At 66.0% G+C, this 14,357-nt stretch carries 26 protein-coding genes; all 26 read left to right on the top strand.

Annotated features, from left to right (window positions below):
- The first annotated feature begins 15 nt into the window (after positions 1-15).
- The 26 genes from rplB (at position 16) to rplQ (ending at position 14,303) form a co-directional block, all read left to right on the top strand.
- The gene (rplB, locus tag ACFWUY_RS16670; protein WP_030318653.1) at positions 16-852 is read left to right on the top strand and encodes a 50S ribosomal protein L2; all 837 of its coding nucleotides are present in this window, start codon (positions 16-18) and stop codon (positions 850-852) included.
- Between the two features lie 12 nt (positions 853-864).
- Positions 865-1,146: a 30S ribosomal protein S19 gene (gene rpsS / locus ACFWUY_RS16675; RefSeq protein WP_015035577.1), complete on the top strand. Its 282-nt coding sequence runs from the start codon at positions 865-867 to the stop codon at positions 1,144-1,146.
- Positions 1,147-1,189: 43 nt separating this feature from the next.
- Positions 1,190-1,537, top strand: a complete 348-nt coding sequence (gene rplV / locus ACFWUY_RS16680) for a 50S ribosomal protein L22 (RefSeq protein WP_004571827.1) — start codon at positions 1,190-1,192, stop codon at positions 1,535-1,537.
- Positions 1,537-2,385 (top strand): 30S ribosomal protein S3, encoded by an 849-nt coding sequence (rpsC, locus tag ACFWUY_RS16685; protein WP_033201982.1) that lies wholly within the window; start codon positions 1,537-1,539, stop codon positions 2,383-2,385. The genes rplV and rpsC overlap by 1 nt, the downstream gene beginning before the upstream one ends.
- Before the next feature lie 5 nt (positions 2,386-2,390).
- Positions 2,391-2,810: a 50S ribosomal protein L16 gene (rplP, locus tag ACFWUY_RS16690; RefSeq protein ID WP_015035580.1), complete on the top strand. Its 420-nt coding sequence runs from the start codon at positions 2,391-2,393 to the stop codon at positions 2,808-2,810.
- The gene (gene rpmC / locus ACFWUY_RS16695; protein ID WP_015035581.1) at positions 2,810-3,034 is read left to right on the top strand and encodes a 50S ribosomal protein L29; all 225 of its coding nucleotides are present in this window, start codon (positions 2,810-2,812) and stop codon (positions 3,032-3,034) included. The genes rplP and rpmC overlap by 1 nt, the downstream gene beginning before the upstream one ends.
- Positions 3,034-3,315 (top strand): 30S ribosomal protein S17, encoded by a 282-nt coding sequence (gene rpsQ, locus ACFWUY_RS16700; RefSeq protein WP_030318650.1) that lies wholly within the window; start codon positions 3,034-3,036, stop codon positions 3,313-3,315. The genes rpmC and rpsQ overlap by 1 nt, the downstream gene beginning before the upstream one ends.
- 98 nt (positions 3,316-3,413) lie before the next feature.
- Complete coding sequence (rplN, locus tag ACFWUY_RS16705) at positions 3,414-3,782, top strand: 50S ribosomal protein L14 (protein WP_003956455.1); 369 nt, start codon at positions 3,414-3,416, stop codon at positions 3,780-3,782.
- Between the two features lie 2 nt (positions 3,783-3,784).
- Positions 3,785-4,096 (top strand): 50S ribosomal protein L24, encoded by a 312-nt coding sequence (gene rplX, locus ACFWUY_RS16710; RefSeq protein ID WP_030214024.1) that lies wholly within the window; start codon positions 3,785-3,787, stop codon positions 4,094-4,096.
- On the top strand, positions 4,093-4,650 hold the full coding sequence (gene rplE / locus ACFWUY_RS16715; RefSeq protein WP_351793114.1) for a 50S ribosomal protein L5: 558 nt from the start codon (positions 4,093-4,095) through the stop codon (positions 4,648-4,650). Before rplX ends, rplE begins: the two co-directional genes overlap by 4 nt.
- Before the next feature lie 5 nt (positions 4,651-4,655).
- On the top strand, positions 4,656-4,841 hold the full coding sequence (locus ACFWUY_RS16720; protein WP_003948630.1) for a type Z 30S ribosomal protein S14: 186 nt from the start codon (positions 4,656-4,658) through the stop codon (positions 4,839-4,841).
- A 206-nt stretch (positions 4,842-5,047) separates the two neighbouring features.
- Positions 5,048-5,446 (top strand): 30S ribosomal protein S8, encoded by a 399-nt coding sequence (gene rpsH, locus ACFWUY_RS16725; protein ID WP_015035585.1) that lies wholly within the window; start codon positions 5,048-5,050, stop codon positions 5,444-5,446.
- A 21-nt stretch (positions 5,447-5,467) separates the two neighbouring features.
- Positions 5,468-6,007 (top strand): 50S ribosomal protein L6, encoded by a 540-nt coding sequence (gene rplF, locus ACFWUY_RS16730; RefSeq protein WP_030214030.1) that lies wholly within the window; start codon positions 5,468-5,470, stop codon positions 6,005-6,007.
- 3 nt (positions 6,008-6,010) lie between these two features.
- On the top strand, positions 6,011-6,394 hold the full coding sequence (gene rplR / locus ACFWUY_RS16735; RefSeq protein ID WP_015035587.1) for a 50S ribosomal protein L18: 384 nt from the start codon (positions 6,011-6,013) through the stop codon (positions 6,392-6,394).
- A 46-nt stretch (positions 6,395-6,440) separates the two neighbouring features.
- A complete protein-coding gene (gene rpsE / locus ACFWUY_RS16740) occupies positions 6,441-7,043 on the top strand; it encodes a 30S ribosomal protein S5 (protein ID WP_017239585.1) in 603 nt (200 codons plus the stop codon).
- Positions 7,043-7,225, top strand: a complete 183-nt coding sequence (rpmD, locus tag ACFWUY_RS16745) for a 50S ribosomal protein L30 (RefSeq protein WP_015035589.1) — start codon at positions 7,043-7,045, stop codon at positions 7,223-7,225. Before rpsE ends, rpmD begins: the two co-directional genes overlap by 1 nt.
- Position 7,226: 1 nt before the next feature.
- Entirely contained in the window at positions 7,227-7,682 is a 456-nt protein-coding gene (gene rplO / locus ACFWUY_RS16750; protein WP_187623360.1) for a 50S ribosomal protein L15, read from the top strand.
- Between the two features lie 213 nt (positions 7,683-7,895).
- Positions 7,896-9,215 carry a preprotein translocase subunit SecY gene (gene secY / locus ACFWUY_RS16755; RefSeq protein ID WP_384108027.1) on the top strand — a complete coding sequence of 440 codons (1,320 nt, stop codon included), beginning with the start codon at positions 7,896-7,898 and terminating at the stop codon, positions 9,213-9,215.
- Entirely contained in the window at positions 9,215-9,862 is a 648-nt protein-coding gene (locus ACFWUY_RS16760) for an adenylate kinase (RefSeq protein ID WP_384108029.1), read from the top strand. The genes secY and ACFWUY_RS16760 overlap by 1 nt, the downstream gene beginning before the upstream one ends.
- A gap of 96 nt (positions 9,863-9,958) precedes the next feature.
- Positions 9,959-10,810 carry a type I methionyl aminopeptidase gene (gene map / locus ACFWUY_RS16765; protein WP_384108031.1) on the top strand — a complete coding sequence of 284 codons (852 nt, stop codon included), beginning with the start codon at positions 9,959-9,961 and terminating at the stop codon, positions 10,808-10,810.
- Between the two features lie 284 nt (positions 10,811-11,094).
- Entirely contained in the window at positions 11,095-11,316 is a 222-nt protein-coding gene (infA, locus tag ACFWUY_RS16770) for a translation initiation factor IF-1 (protein WP_003956442.1), read from the top strand.
- A gap of 62 nt (positions 11,317-11,378) precedes the next feature.
- Complete coding sequence (gene rpmJ / locus ACFWUY_RS16775; RefSeq protein WP_003956441.1) at positions 11,379-11,492, top strand: 50S ribosomal protein L36; 114 nt, start codon at positions 11,379-11,381, stop codon at positions 11,490-11,492.
- Between the two features lie 205 nt (positions 11,493-11,697).
- Positions 11,698-12,078: a 30S ribosomal protein S13 gene (rpsM, locus tag ACFWUY_RS16780; RefSeq protein WP_015035595.1), complete on the top strand. Its 381-nt coding sequence runs from the start codon at positions 11,698-11,700 to the stop codon at positions 12,076-12,078.
- Positions 12,079-12,144: 66 nt separating this feature from the next.
- Entirely contained in the window at positions 12,145-12,549 is a 405-nt protein-coding gene (rpsK, locus tag ACFWUY_RS16785) for a 30S ribosomal protein S11 (protein ID WP_003956432.1), read from the top strand.
- Between the two features lie 125 nt (positions 12,550-12,674).
- Positions 12,675-13,697, top strand: a complete 1,023-nt coding sequence (locus ACFWUY_RS16790) for a DNA-directed RNA polymerase subunit alpha (protein ID WP_024755423.1) — start codon at positions 12,675-12,677, stop codon at positions 13,695-13,697.
- Between the two features lie 141 nt (positions 13,698-13,838).
- On the top strand, positions 13,839-14,303 hold the full coding sequence (gene rplQ / locus ACFWUY_RS16795) for a 50S ribosomal protein L17 (protein ID WP_017239591.1): 465 nt from the start codon (positions 13,839-13,841) through the stop codon (positions 14,301-14,303).
- The last annotated feature ends 54 nt before the right edge of the window (positions 14,304-14,357 follow it).

Genomic DNA, 14,357 nt, shown 5'->3' on the forward strand with positions numbered 1-14,357 from the left:
GACGAGGACTGAGAAATGGGAATCCGCAAGTACAAGCCGACTACGCCGGGCCGCCGTGGCTCCTCCGTAGCCGACTTCGTCGAGATCACGCGGTCCACGCCGGAGAAGTCGCTGGTCCGCCCCCTGCACAGCAAGGGCGGCCGTAACAACACCGGTCGGATCACGGTTCGACACCAGGGTGGCGGCCACAAGCGCGCCTACCGCGTGATCGACTTCCGTCGTCACGACAAGGACGGCGTGCCGGCCAAGGTCGCTCACATCGAGTACGACCCCAACCGCACCGCGCGCATCGCGCTGCTCCACTACGTGGACGGCGAGAAGCGCTACATCATCGCCCCCAAGGGTCTGACGCAGGGTGACCGCGTCGAGAACGGCCCCGGCGCTGACATCAAGCCCGGCAACAACCTGGCGCTCCGCAACATCCCGGTCGGTACCACGATCCACGCGATCGAGCTCCGTCCCGGTGGCGGTGCCAAGTTCGCGCGCTCGGCTGGTGCCTCCGTGCAGCTGCTGGCGAAGGAGGGCACGATGGCCCACCTTCGTATGCCGTCCGGCGAGATCCGTCTCGTCGACGCCCGCTGCCGCGCCACCATCGGCGAGGTCGGCAACGCCGAGCAGTCGAACATCAACTGGGGCAAGGCCGGCCGTAAGCGCTGGCTGGGCGTTCGCCCGACCGTCCGCGGTGTGGCGATGAACCCGGTGGACCACCCGCACGGTGGTGGTGAGGGCAAGACCTCCGGTGGTCGCCACCCGGTCTCCCCGTGGGGTCAGAAGGAGGGTCGTACTCGCTCGCCGAAGAAGGCTTCGAGCAAGTACATCGTCCGCCGCCGCAAGACGAACAAGAAGCGCTAGGAGCGGGTTTAGATGCCGCGCAGTCTCAAGAAGGGACCCTTCGTTGACGGCCACCTCGTAAAGAAGGTGGACGCTCAGAACGAAGCCGGTACCAAGAACGTCATCAAGACCTGGTCCCGTCGCTCGATGATCATCCCGGCCATGCTCGGCCACACGATCGCGGTGCACAACGGCAAGACCCACATTCCGGTGTTTGTCACCGAGTCGATGGTCGGCCACAAGCTCGGCGAGTTCTCGCCGACGCGCACCTTCCGGGGTCACGTGAAGGACGACCGGAAGTCGAAGCGCCGCTAGTAGCGGGGTGGAATCGACCATGACAGACACTGGAAGGACAACCATGGAAGCCAGGGCCCAGGCGCGGTACATCCGCGTCACGCCCATGAAGGCCCGCCGCGTGGTGGACCTTATCCGTGGCATGGACGCCACGGAGGCTCAGGCGGTCCTGCGTTTCGCCCCGCAGGCCGCGAGCGTGCCGGTTGGCAAGGTGCTGGACAGCGCCATCGCCAACGCCGCGCACAACTACGACCACACTGACGCCTCTTCGCTGGTCATCAGCGAGGCGTACGTGGATGAGGGCCCGACCCTGAAGCGGTTCCGTCCGCGTGCTCAGGGCCGTGCCTACCGGATCCGTAAGCGGACCAGCCACATCACCGTGGTCGTCAGCAGCAAGGAAGGAACCCGGTAATGGGCCAGAAGGTTAACCCGCATGGGTTCCGGCTCGGCATCACCACGGACTTCAAGTCCCGCTGGTACGCCGACAAGCTGTACAAGGACTACGTCAAGGAAGACGTCGCCATCCGTCGGATGATGACGTCCGGCATGGAGCGCGCCGGCATCTCGAAGGTTGAGATCGAGCGCACCCGTGACCGCGTGCGGGTGGACATCCACACCGCGCGTCCCGGCATCGTCATCGGCCGCCGTGGCGCCGAGGCCGACCGCATCCGCGGCGACCTCGAGAAGCTCACGGGCAAGCAGGTCCAGCTGAACATCCTCGAGGTCAAGAACCCCGAGATGGACGCTCAGCTGGTCGCCCAGGCCGTTGCCGAGCAGCTCTCCTCCCGCGTCTCCTTCCGTCGCGCCATGCGTAAGAGCATGCAGGGCACGATGAAGGCCGGCGCCAAGGGCATCAAGATCCAGTGCGGCGGTCGTCTCGGCGGCGCCGAGATGTCCCGCTCGGAGTTCTACCGCGAGGGTCGTGTGCCGCTGCACACGCTCCGCGCGAACGTGGACTACGGCTTCTTCGAGGCCAAGACGACCTTCGGTCGCATTGGCGTCAAGGTCTGGATCTACAAGGGCGACGTCAAGAACATCGCCGAGGTCCGCGCCGAGAACGCTGCGGCCCGTGCGGGTAACCGCCCGGCCCGTGGCGCAGGCGCTGGCGACCGTCCCGCCGGCCGTGGTGGCCGCGGTGGCGAGCGTGGCGGCCGCGGCCGCAAGCCGCAGCAGCAGTCCGCGCCGGCTGCCGAGGCCCCCAAGGCCGAGGCTCCCGCCGCCGCTGCCGCTCCGGCTGAGAGCACCGGAACGGAGGCCTGACCGAAATGCTGATCCCCCGTAGGGTCAAGCACCGCAAGCAGCACCACCCCAAGCGCTCGGGTATGAGCAAGGGTGGTACGCAGGTTGCGTTCGGCGAGTACGGCATTCAGGCCCTCACGCCGGCGTACGTGACGAACCGCCAGATCGAGGCTGCTCGTATCGCGATGACCCGCCACATCAAGCGTGGCGGCAAGGTCTGGATCAACATCTACCCGGACCGCCCCCTGACGAAGAAGCCCGCCGAGACCCGCATGGGTTCCGGTAAGGGTTCTCCGGAGTGGTGGATCGCGAACGTCAAGCCGGGTCGGGTGATGTTCGAACTGTCCTACCCGAACGAGAAGATCGCGCGCGAGGCCCTGACCCGTGCGGCCCACAAGCTGCCGATGAAGTGCAAGATCGTTAAGCGCGAAGCAGGTGAGCTGTGATGTCGGCCGGTACCAAGGCGTCCGAGCTGCGCGAGCTGGGCAACGAGGAGCTTCTCAACAAGCTCCGCGAAGCCAAGGAAGAGCTGTTCAACCTCCGCTTCCAGGCGGCGACGGGCCAGCTCGAGAACCACGGCCGGCTCAAGTCCGTCCGTAAGGACATCGCGCGGATCTACACCCTGATGCGTGAGCGCGAGCTGGGCATCGAGACGGTGGAGAGCGCCTGATGAGCGAGAGCAACGTGACTGAGAAGACCGAGCGCAACGCCCGCAAGGTCCGCGAGGGCCTGGTCGTCAGCGACAAGATGGACAAGACCGTCGTCGTCGCTGTCGAGGACCGCGTCAAGCACGCGCTGTACGGCAAGGTCATCCGCCGTACGAACAAGCTCAAGGCTCACGACGAGCAGAACGCTGCCGGCATCGGCGACCGCGTCCTCCTGATGGAGACCCGGAAGCTGTCGTCGACGAAGCACTGGCGCGTCATCGAGATCCTCGAGAAGGCCAAGTAATTACCTGAGGGGTTTCCCTCAGGTCAGTTCCGCCAGGCTCGGCCGGGGCTTCCTCGTGAAGCCCCGGCCGGGAACCGGCAGACAATCAGGAGATAGACGTGATCCAGCAGGAGTCGCGACTGCGTGTCGCCGACAACACTGGTGCCAAGGAGATCCTTTGCATCCGTGTTCTCGGTGGCTCGGGTCGCCGCTACGCGGGCATCGGTGACGTCATCGTCGCCACCGTCAAGGACGCGATCCCCGGTGGCAACGTGAAGAAGGGTGACGTCGTCAAGGCGGTCATCGTTCGCACCGTCAAGGAGCGCCGCCGCCAGGACGGCTCGTACATCCGCTTCGACGAGAACGCCGCTGTCATTCTCAAGAACGACGGCGACCCTCGTGGCACCCGTATCTTCGGCCCGGTGGGCCGTGAGCTGCGCGAGAAGAAGTTCATGAAGATCATCTCGCTCGCGCCGGAGGTGCTGTAAGCATGAAGATCAAGAAGGGCGACCTGGTCCAGGTCATCACCGGTAAGGACAAGGGCAAGCAGGGCAAGGTCATCACGGCCTTCCCCCGCGAGAACCGCGTCCTCGTCGAGGGTGTCAACCGGGTCAAGAAGCACACCAAGGCCGGCCCGTCGCAGGCCGGTGGCATCGTCACGACCGAGGCCCCGGTCCACGTGAGCAACGTTCAGCTCGTCGTGGAGAAGGACGGCCAGAAGGTCGTCACGCGTGTCGGTTACCGCTTCGACGACGAGGGCAACAAGATCCGCGTTGCCAAGCGGACGGGTGAGGACATCTGATGGCTACCACCACTCCGCGTCTCAAGACGAAGTACCGCGAGGAGATCGCGGGCAAGCTGCGTGAGGAGTTCTCCTACGAGAACGTCATGCAGATTCCCGGCCTCGTGAAGATCGTGGTCAACATGGGTGTCGGCGACGCCGCCCGTGACTCGAAGCTCATGGACGGTGCCGTCCGTGACCTGACCACGATCACCGGTCAGAAGCCGGCCGTCACCAAGGCTCGCAAGTCCATCGCGCAGTTCAAGCTGCGTGAGGGCCAGCCGATCGGTGCGCACGTCACCCTCCGTGGCGACCGCATGTGGGAGTTCCTGGACCGCACCCTGTCGCTCGCGCTTCCGCGCATCCGCGACTTCCGTGGTCTGTCCCCCAAGCAGTTCGACGGGCGTGGCAACTACACCTTCGGTCTCACGGAGCAGGTCATGTTCCACGAGATCGACCAGGACAAGATCGACCGTGTCCGGGGTATGGACATCACCGTGGTGACCACGGCGACCAACGACGACGAGGGCCGTGCCCTTCTGCGTCACCTCGGCTTCCCGTTCAAGGAGGCGTAAGCGAGATGGCGAAGAAGGCTCTCATCGCGAAGGCTGCCCGCAAGCCCAAGTTCGGCGTGCGTGGCTACACGCGCTGCCAGCGTTGTGGTCGACCCCACTCCGTGTACCGCAAGTTCGGCCTGTGCCGCGTGTGCCTTCGTGAGATGGCTCACCGTGGCGAGCTGCCGGGCGTGACCAAGAGCTCCTGGTAATCCCTTACTTGGGATGACCGGAGTCTCTCGGTAAGCACTGGGTTGGCGGATGCCCAGGCCTCCATGGCTTAGGCTAGGAGGGTTGGGCGTCCGCCGCCCGTACGACTTACTACGCCGTAGGTCCCCGCGCCGCACCCGTCCCGCCCCTGTGTGGGGAGAGGGATGGCGCACTGGAAACCCCGGCGAGAGAGGCCGAAGGCCAATTCATGACCATGACTGATCCGATCGCGGACATGCTGACTCGTCTGCGTAACGCGAACTCGGCATACCACGACTCCGTGACGATGCCGCACAGCAAGATCAAGTCTCACATCGCGGAAATCCTCCAGCAGGAGGGCTTCATCACGGGCTGGAAGGTCGAGGACGCCGAAGTCGGCAAGAACCTCGTCCTCGAGCTCAAGTTCGGTCCGAACCGTGAGCGCTCCATCGCGGGCATCAAGCGGATCTCGAAGCCGGGCCTCCGTGTTTACGCGAAGTCCACCAACCTGCCGAAGGTCCTCGGCGGCCTGGGCGTGGCGATCATCTCCACGTCCCACGGTCTCCTGACCGGCCAGCAGGCAGGCAAGAAGGGCGTAGGTGGGGAAGTCCTCGCCTACGTCTGGTAGTCGGGAAAGGAAGGAAAGCTCATGTCGCGTATTGGCAAGCTGCCTATCCAGGTTCCCGCCGGCGTGGACGTCACCATCGATGGCCGCACGGTCACGGTGAAGGGTTCCAAGGGCACCCTGAGCCACACCGTCGCCGCGCCGATCGAGATCGTTAAGGGCGAGGATGGCGTGCTCAACGTCAACCGTCCGAACGACGAGCGTCAGAACAAGGCCCTTCACGGCCTGTCCCGCACGCTGGTGGCCAACATGATCACCGGTGTGACCCAGGGTTACGTGAAGGCGCTCGAGATCAGCGGTGTCGGTTACCGCGTCGCCGCGAAGGGCTCCAGCCTGGAGTTCCAGCTCGGCTACAGCCACCCGATCCTGATCGAGGCGCCCGAGGGCATCTCGTTCAAGGTCGAGTCGCCGACCAAGTTCTCGGTCGAGGGCATCGACAAGCAGAAGGTCGGCGAGGTCGCGGCGAACATCCGCAAGCTGCGGAAGCCCGACCCGTACAAGGCCAAGGGCGTCAAGTACGCCGGCGAGGTCATCCGCCGCAAGGTCGGAAAGGCTGGTAAGTAAGCCATGGCATACGGTGTGAAGATCGCCAAGGGCGACGCTTACAAGCGTGCGGCCAAGGCTCGCCGCCACATCCGCATCCGCAAGAACGTGTCGGGTACGGCGGAGCGTCCGCGCCTCGTCGTGACGCGTTCGAACCGTGGCATCACCGCTCAGGTCATCGACGACCTCAAGGGTCACACCCTTGCGTCGGCGTCGAACCTGGACGCGTCGATCCGCGGTGGCGAGGGTGACAAGTCCGCGCAGGCCAAGCAGGTCGGTGCTCTCGTCGCTGAGCGCGCCAAGGCCGCTGGTGTCGAGGCTGTCGTGTTCGACCGTGGTGGCAACAGGTACGCCGGGCGCATTGCCGCTCTGGCTGACGCCGCCCGCGAAGCCGGGCTGAAGTTCTAAGCCCCGGTTCCGGGACTAACGGACGTAACAGAGAGAGGTAAATCCAATGGCTGGACCCCAGCGCCGCGGAAGCGGTGCCGGTGGCGGCGAGCGGCGGGACCGGAAGGGCCGCGACGGTGGCGCTGCCGCCGAGAAGACCGCGTACGTTGAGCGCGTTGTCGCGATCAACCGCGTCGCCAAGGTTGTCAAGGGTGGTCGCCGCTTCAGCTTCACCGCGCTGGTCGTGGTGGGCGACGGTGACGGCACCGTAGGTGTCGGTTACGGCAAGGCCAAGGAAGTTCCCGCGGCCATCGCCAAGGGTGTCGAGGAAGCCAAGAAGAACTTCTTCAAGGTTCCGCGCATCCAGGGCACCATCCCTCACCCGATCCAGGGCGAGAAGGCCGCGGGCGTCGTCCTGCTCAAGCCGGCTTCCCCCGGTACCGGTGTTATCGCCGGTGGCCCGGTGCGCGCCGTGCTCGAGTGCGCCGGCGTTCACGACATCCTGTCGAAGTCGCTCGGCTCCGACAACGCGATCAACATCGTGCACGCGACCGTGGCGGCCCTCAAGGGCCTGCAGCGTCCCGAGGAGATCGCGGCTCGCCGTGGTCTGCCCCTCGAGGACGTCGCCCCCGCGGCTCTGCTCCGTGCGCGTGCTGGGGCGGGTGCGTAATGGCTCGCCTCAAGGTCACGCAGACGAAGTCGTACATCGGCAGCAAGCAGAACCACCGCGACACCCTGCGTTCGCTCGGCCTCAAGAAGGTCAACGACGTGGTTGTCAAGGAGGATCGTCCCGAGTTCCGCGGCATGGTGCACACCGTCCGCCACCTCGTGACGGTCGAGGAGGTTGACTGACATGGCGGAGAACAGCCCGCTGAAGGCCCACAACCTCCGTCCCGCCCCCGGCGCCAAGACCGCGAAGACCCGTGTCGGTCGTGGTGAGGCGTCGAAGGGTAAGACGGCCGGTCGTGGTACGAAGGGTACGAAGGCCCGCTACCAGGTTCCGCAGCGCTTCGAGGGCGGGCAGATGCCCCTCCACATGCGTCTGCCGAAGCTGAAGGGCTTCAAGAACCCCTTCCGCACCGAGTTCCAGGTCGTGAACCTGGACAAGCTCGGCGCTCTCTACCCCGAGGGTGGAGAGGTCACGGTGGCCGACCTGGTCGCCAAGGGCGCGGTGCGCAAGAACCAGCTCGTCAAGGTGCTCGGCACCGGCGAGATCACCGTGGCGCTGCAGGTTTCGGTTGACGCCGTCTCCGGCTCCGCCAAGGAGAAGATCACCGCCGCCGGCGGCACCGTCACCGAGCTCGTCTGAGACGACTCGATGGCTTGAACATCCGATCGGGGATGCCTCTCAAAAGGGGCATCCCCGATTGGTCGTTCCTAGGTGGGCATGGTCGCCGGTAAGGTGGCGTGCACTGTCTAGGCTCCGTGCGGTATGCCCGTACGGAATTGATGACCGATACCTAATCGTCGAACCTCAAGACCGTCACCCTTGACGCATAGCGCGGGGGTCGCAGGAGGCACCGTGCTCACCGCGTTCGCCCGGGCGTTCAAGACGCCCGACCTGCGCAAGAAGCTGCTCTTCACGCTCGCCATCATCGTGCTGTATCGCCTCGGGGCCCACATCCCGGTCCCCGGCGTCAGCTACAAGGCCGTCCAGGAGTGTGTCAAGCAGGCCAGTGAAGGCAACAACAGCCTGTTCGGCCTGGTCAACATGTTCAGTGGCGGAGCGCTGCTGCAGATCACCATCTTCGCGCTCGGCATCATGCCGTACATCACGGCGAGCATCATCCTGCAGCTGCTGACCGTCGTGATCCCGCGCCTGGAGGCCCTCAAGAAGGAGGGGCAGTCGGGTACCGCCAAGATCACGCAGTACACCCGGTACCTGACCGTCGCCCTCGCCGTGCTGCAGGGCACCGGTCTCGTCGCCACCGCCAAGAGCGGTGCTCTCTTCAGCGGCTGCCGCGTCGCCGACCAGGTCGTGCCCGACCCGTCGATCTTCACCATCTCCGTGATGGTCCTCACGATGACCGCGGGTACCTGTGTGGTCATGTGGCTCGGTGAGCTCATCACCGACCGGGGCATCGGCAACGGCATGTCGATCCTGATGTTCATCTCGATCGCCGCCGGCTTCCCGGGCGCCCTGTGGGCCATCAAGGAGAGCGGCAAGCTCGCCAAGGGCTGGATCGAGTTCGGCACCGTCATCCTGATCGGCTTCGTGATGGTGGCCCTCGTGGTCTTCGTCGAGCAGGCCCAGCGGCGCATCCCGGTGCAGTACGCGAAGCGGATGATCGGCCGGCGTTCCTACGGCGGTACGTCCACTTACATCCCGCTGAAGGTGAACCAGGCGGGTGTGATTCCTGTCATCTTCGCGTCGTCGCTGCTCTACATCCCGGCCTTGATCGCCCAGTTCTCCAGCTCCACCGCGGGGTGGAAGACCTGGATCGAAGCCCACTTCGTCAAGGGTGACCACCCCTACTACATCGCTACGTACTTCCTCCTGATCGTGTTCTTCGCCTTCTTCTACGTGGCGATCTCGTTCAACCCCGAGGAAGTCGCGGACAACATGAAGAAGTATGGTGGCTTCATCCCGGGTATCCGGGCTGGTCGACCTACTGCCGAGTACCTGAGCTACGTGCTCAACCGGATCACTTGGCCGGGCTCGCTGTACTTGGGTCTGATCGCTCTTGTGCCGACGATGGCGTTGGCAGGCTTCGGTGGCGCCAATGCCAACTTCCCCTTCGGTGGGACGAGCATCCTCATCATCGTGGGTGTGGGGCTGGAGACCGTGAAGCAGATCGAGAGCCAGCTCCAGCAGCGCAATTACGAAGGGTTCCTCCGCTGATGCGAATCGTCCTCGTCGGACCGCCCGGTGCCGGCAAGGGTACGCAGGCCGCGTTCCTTGCCAAGAACCTGGACATCCCGCACATCTCCACGGGTGACCTCTTCCGTGCCAACATCTCCAAGGGCACGGAGCTGGGTCTCAAGGCCAAGGCGTTCATGGACGCCGGCGACCTGGTACCCGACGAGGTGACCATCGGGATGGCCAAGGACCGGATGGAGCAGCCGGACGCCGCCAACGGCTTCCTGCTCGACGGGTTCCCCCGCAACGTGGCTCAGGCCGAGGCTCTGGACGTGGTCCTGAAGGCCGAGGACATGCAGCTGGACGCGGTGCTGGACCTGGAGGTCCCCGAGGACGAGGTCGTGAAGCGGATCGCGGGTCGCCGCACCTGCCGCAACGACAGCGCGCACGTCTTCCACGTGCTCTACAACCAGCCGAGGACCGAGGGCGTCTGCGACGTCTGCGGCGGCGAGCTCTACCAGCGCCCGGACGACTCCGAGGAGACCGTCCGCAAGCGCCTGGAGGTCTACCACACGCAGACCGAGCCGATCATCGACTACTACCGGGCGCAGAACCTGGTCGTGACGATCGCGGCGCTCGGCAAGGTGGACGAGGTCACCAAGAAGGCGATGGCCGCGCTCGAGAAGTAACCCCGGTTCGTCCGATACGGCCGCGGTGCCCCTCAGGGGCGCCGCGGCCGTATCGTTGTTCTGTTCCCCGTACTCGATGGAAAGGCCGCGGCCACGATGGTGCAGATCAAGACCCCCGAGCAGATCGCGAAGATGCGCGAGGCGGGCCTGGTCGTCGCCGCCATTCACGCGGCGACCCGTGAGGCCGCCGTGCCGGGCGCCACGACCCGTGACCTCGACGAGGTCGCGCGGAAGGTCATCGCCGACCACGGGGCGAAGTCGAACTTCCTCGGGTACGGCGGTTTCCCCGCGACGATCTGCACCTCGGTCAACGAGGTCGTCGTCCACGGCATCCCCGACGACAAGACCGTCCTCAAGGACGGCGACGTCATCTCCATCGACTGCGGCGCGATCGTGGACGGCTGGCACGGCGACGCCGCGTACACGGCCTTCGTGGGCACGGGGCACGCTCCGGAGCTGATCGAGCTCTCCCGGGTGACCGAGGGGTCGATGTGGGCCGGTATCGCCGCCATGAAGCTCGGCAACCGTCTGGTGGACGTGTCGAGGGCGATCGAGACGTACATCAAGCGGCAGCCGCGGCCGGCGGTCGGCGACCACAGCCTCGGCCGGTACGGGATCATCGAGGACTACGGCGGCCACGGCATCGGCACCGAGATGCACATGGACCCGCACCTGCTGAACTACGTCTCCCGCAAGCGCGGCAAGGGCCCGAAGCTGGTCCCCGGCTTCTGCCTGGCGATCGAGCCGATGGTCTCCCTCGGCACCCCGCAGACGGAGGTCCTGAAGGACGACTGGACCGTCATCACCACGGACGGCACCTGGTCCTCCCACTGGGAGCACTCGGTCGCCCTCACGGAGGAGGGCCCGCTGGTCCTGACGGCGGTCGACGGCGGTAAGGCGAAGCTGGCGGAGCTGGGTGTCACGGCGGCGCCGGATCCGCTGGCGTAAGGCGGAAGCCTTGGCGTTGCCGGGCTCGCGGGCGCGGGGCGGAGGCCGGCGGACGGAGTCCGCCGCAGCGGGCCGAAGCTTGTGAGGCGCCCCAGGGCGCCGAGCCCGCGAGGGCTGCGTCGGAGGACGGGTTCCGCTGGCGTAGTGATCTCCTTCCCTGGGCAGACTTCCCGATTCGTCTTTTCCTGGGGCCTGACGTAGACTGATGCGTCGGCTCTCGTGTACCCGTGTGTCCGCACACGGGGGCGGGAGTCGATCAAGGTAGCCGATTCGAAAGGCGAAGCGTGGCCAAGAAGCAAGGTGCCATCGAAATCGAGGGCACCGTGATCGAGTCCCTCCCGAACGCCATGTTCAAGGTGGAGCTCCAGAACGGTCACAAGGTCCTCGCGCACATCTCCGGCAAGATGCGGATGCACTACATCCGAATCCTCCCGGACGACCGGGTCGTCGTGGAGCTCTCTCCGTACGACCTGACGCGTGGCCGGATCGTCTACCGCTACAAGTAGATCTTGCCCGCACCCCGCGTTCTCGCGCGGGTGATGGCACTGACCCGGAGAACCTCACACCCATGAAGGTCAAGCCGAGCGTCAAGAAGATCTGCGACAAGTGCAAGGTGATCCGCCGTCACGGCCGGGTCATGGTCATCTGCGACAACCTGCGCCACAAGCAGCGCCAGGGCTGACGCACGCCGACCGACCTGCATTTCGCAGTTCTTCGCGCGACGCATAGCAATACGTACATACGCAGAGCCCGTCGGACCGTGTTCCACGGTTGACGGCACCTCCGGCGGGGGCCGGGGACCCGGACGTACCACCCTTCGAAGCTTCGGAGGGTCGGCGGTCGGGAGCGGTTCTGCAGCAGACCCCCGAGAACACAGGAGCCATTGAATGGCACGCGTTTCCGGTGTTGACATCCCGCGCGAAAAGCGTGTGGTGGTCGCACTCACCTACGTCTTCGGTATCGGACGTACCCGGTCCGAGGAGATCCTCGCCGCGACCGGCGTGAACCCGTCCACCCGTGTCCGCGACCTTGCCGAGGAAGACCTCGTCAAGATCCGCGAGTACGTGGACGCCAACCTCCAGACCGAGGGTGACCTCCGCCGCGAGATCGCCGCCGACATCCGCCGCAAGGTCGAGATCGGCTGCTACCAGGGTCTTCGCCACCGTCGTGGCCTGCCCGTCCGCGGCCAGCGCACCAGCACGAACGCTCGTACCCGCAAGGGCCCGCGTCGCGCCATCGCCGGCAAGAAGAAGCCGGGCAAGAAGTAGTCCTCAGCGGACGCTTGACCAAGCGGTCTTCGCTGTAGGACCGACCACCTCCCGTAGGAGATATAGATGCCCCCCAAGGGTCGTCAGGGCGCTGCCAAGAAGGTGCGCCGCAAGGAAAAGAAGAACGTCGCTCACGGGCACGCCCACATCAAGAGCACGTTCAACAACACGATCGTCTCGATCACGGACCCCTCGGGCAACGTGATCTCCTGGGCCTCCGCCGGCCACGTCGGCTTCAAGGGCTCGCGCAAGTCGACTCCGTTCGCCGCGCAGATGGCCGCCGAGTCGGCCGCCCGCCGCGCGCAGGAGCACGGCATGCGCAAGGTTGACGTCTTCGTCAAGGGTCCGGGCTCCGGCCGCGAGACCGCGATCCGTTCCCTCCAGGCCACGGGCCTCGAGGTCGGTTCGATCCAGGACGTCACCCCCACGCCGCACAACGGCTGCCGTCCCCCCAAGCGCCGCCGCGTCTGACGCACGGCTGCTTGACCAGGACTTCGGGCGGTACGGCTCTTCGGACCGTACCGCCCGTACCCTTGTAGGTGCTGCATCCCGTCGGGCGTCAAATAGTGGGCGTCCACGACTGAAGGACAAAAGACATGCTGATCGCTCAGCGTCCGTCGCTGACCGAAGAGGTCGTCGACGAGTTCCGCTCCCGGTTCGTCATCGAGCCGCTGGAGCCGGGCTTCGGCTACACCCTCGGCAACTCCCTCCGCCGTACCCTCCTCTCCTCGATCCCGGGTGCCGCTGTCACCAGCATCCGCATCGACGGTGTCCTGCACGAGTTCACCACCGTGCCGGGCGTCAAGGAGGACGTCACCGACCTCATCCTCAACATCAAGCAGCTGGTCGTCTCCTCGGAGCACGACGAGCCGGTCGTGATGTACCTGCGCAAGCAGGGCCCGGGTCTGGTCACCGCCGCCGACATCGCGCCCCCGGCCGGTGTCGAGGTGCACAACCCCGACCTCGTCCTCGCCACGCTCAACGGCAAGGGCAAGCTGGAGATGGAGCTGACCGTCGAGCGCGGCCGCGGCTACGTCTCCGCCGTGCAGAACAAGCAGGCGGGCCAGGAGATCGGCCGTATCCCGGTCGACTCCATCTACTCCCCGGTGCTCAAGGTCACGTACAAGGTCGAGGCGACCCGTGTCGAGCAGCGCACCGACTTCGACAAGCTGATCGTCGACGTCGAGACCAAGCAGGCCATGCGCCCGCGTGACGCCATGGCGTCCGCCGGCAAGACCCTGGTCGAGCTGTTCGGCCTGGCGCGCGAGCTCAACATCGACGCCGAGGGCATCGACATGGGCCCGTCCCCCACGGACGCCGCCCTTGCCGCCGATCTCGCGCTGCCGATCGAGGAGCTCGAGCTCACCGTTCGTTCGTACAACTGCCTCAAGCGCGAGGGCATCCACTCCGTGGGTGAGCTCGTGGCGCGCTCCGAGGCGGACCTGCTCGACATCCGCAACTTCGGTGCGAAGTCGATCGACGAGGTCAAGGCGAAGCTGGCCGGTATGGGCCTCGCGCTGAAGGACTCGCCGCCCGGATTCGACCCGACCGCCGCGGCGGACGCCTTCGGCGCCGACGACGACGCGGACGCCGGTTTCGTCGAGACCGAGCAGTACTAGTAGATCGTCTGCGGGCCGGTTTCGGCTGGTCGCGCAGTTCCCCGCGCCCTGTGGGGCGCGGGGTCTCCGACGGGTGACCGCCCGCTCGGACACTGACATCGGTACCTCATACGGCCGGTGCAGATCACAAGGAGAAACACCATGCCGCGTCCCGCGAAGGGTGCCCGCCTCGGCGGTTCCGCCGCGCACGAGAAGCTGCTCCTCGCCAACCTGGCGAAGTCGCTCTTCGAGCACGGCCGCATCACCACGACCGAGGCCAAGGCCCGTCGCCTGCGTCCGGTCGCCGAGCGCCTCATCACCAAGGCGAAGAAGGGCGACATCCACAACCGTCGCCTCGTGCTGCAGTCGATCACCGACAAGGGCATCGTCCACACGCTCTTCACCGAGATCGCGCCGCGCTACTCCGAGCGCCCCGGTGGCTACACCCGCATCACCAAGATCGGCAACCGTCGTGGCGACAACGCCCCGATGGCCGTGATCGAGCTGGTCGAGGGCGAGATCGCCAAGAAGGCGACCGTCGCCGAGGCCGAGGCCGCCACCGTGCGCGCCGTCAAGGAGGCCGACGCGGCCGCCGAGGCTCCGGCGGAGGAGTCGAAGGACGCGTAAGCGTTCCGACTGTTTCCGTGTGCGGGCCCGTACCCCCTGGGGTGCGGGCCCGTT

This window comes from Streptomyces sp. NPDC058664, from assembly GCF_042716635.1.
Taxonomy (GTDB): Bacteria; Actinomycetota; Actinomycetes; order Streptomycetales; family Streptomycetaceae; genus Streptomyces.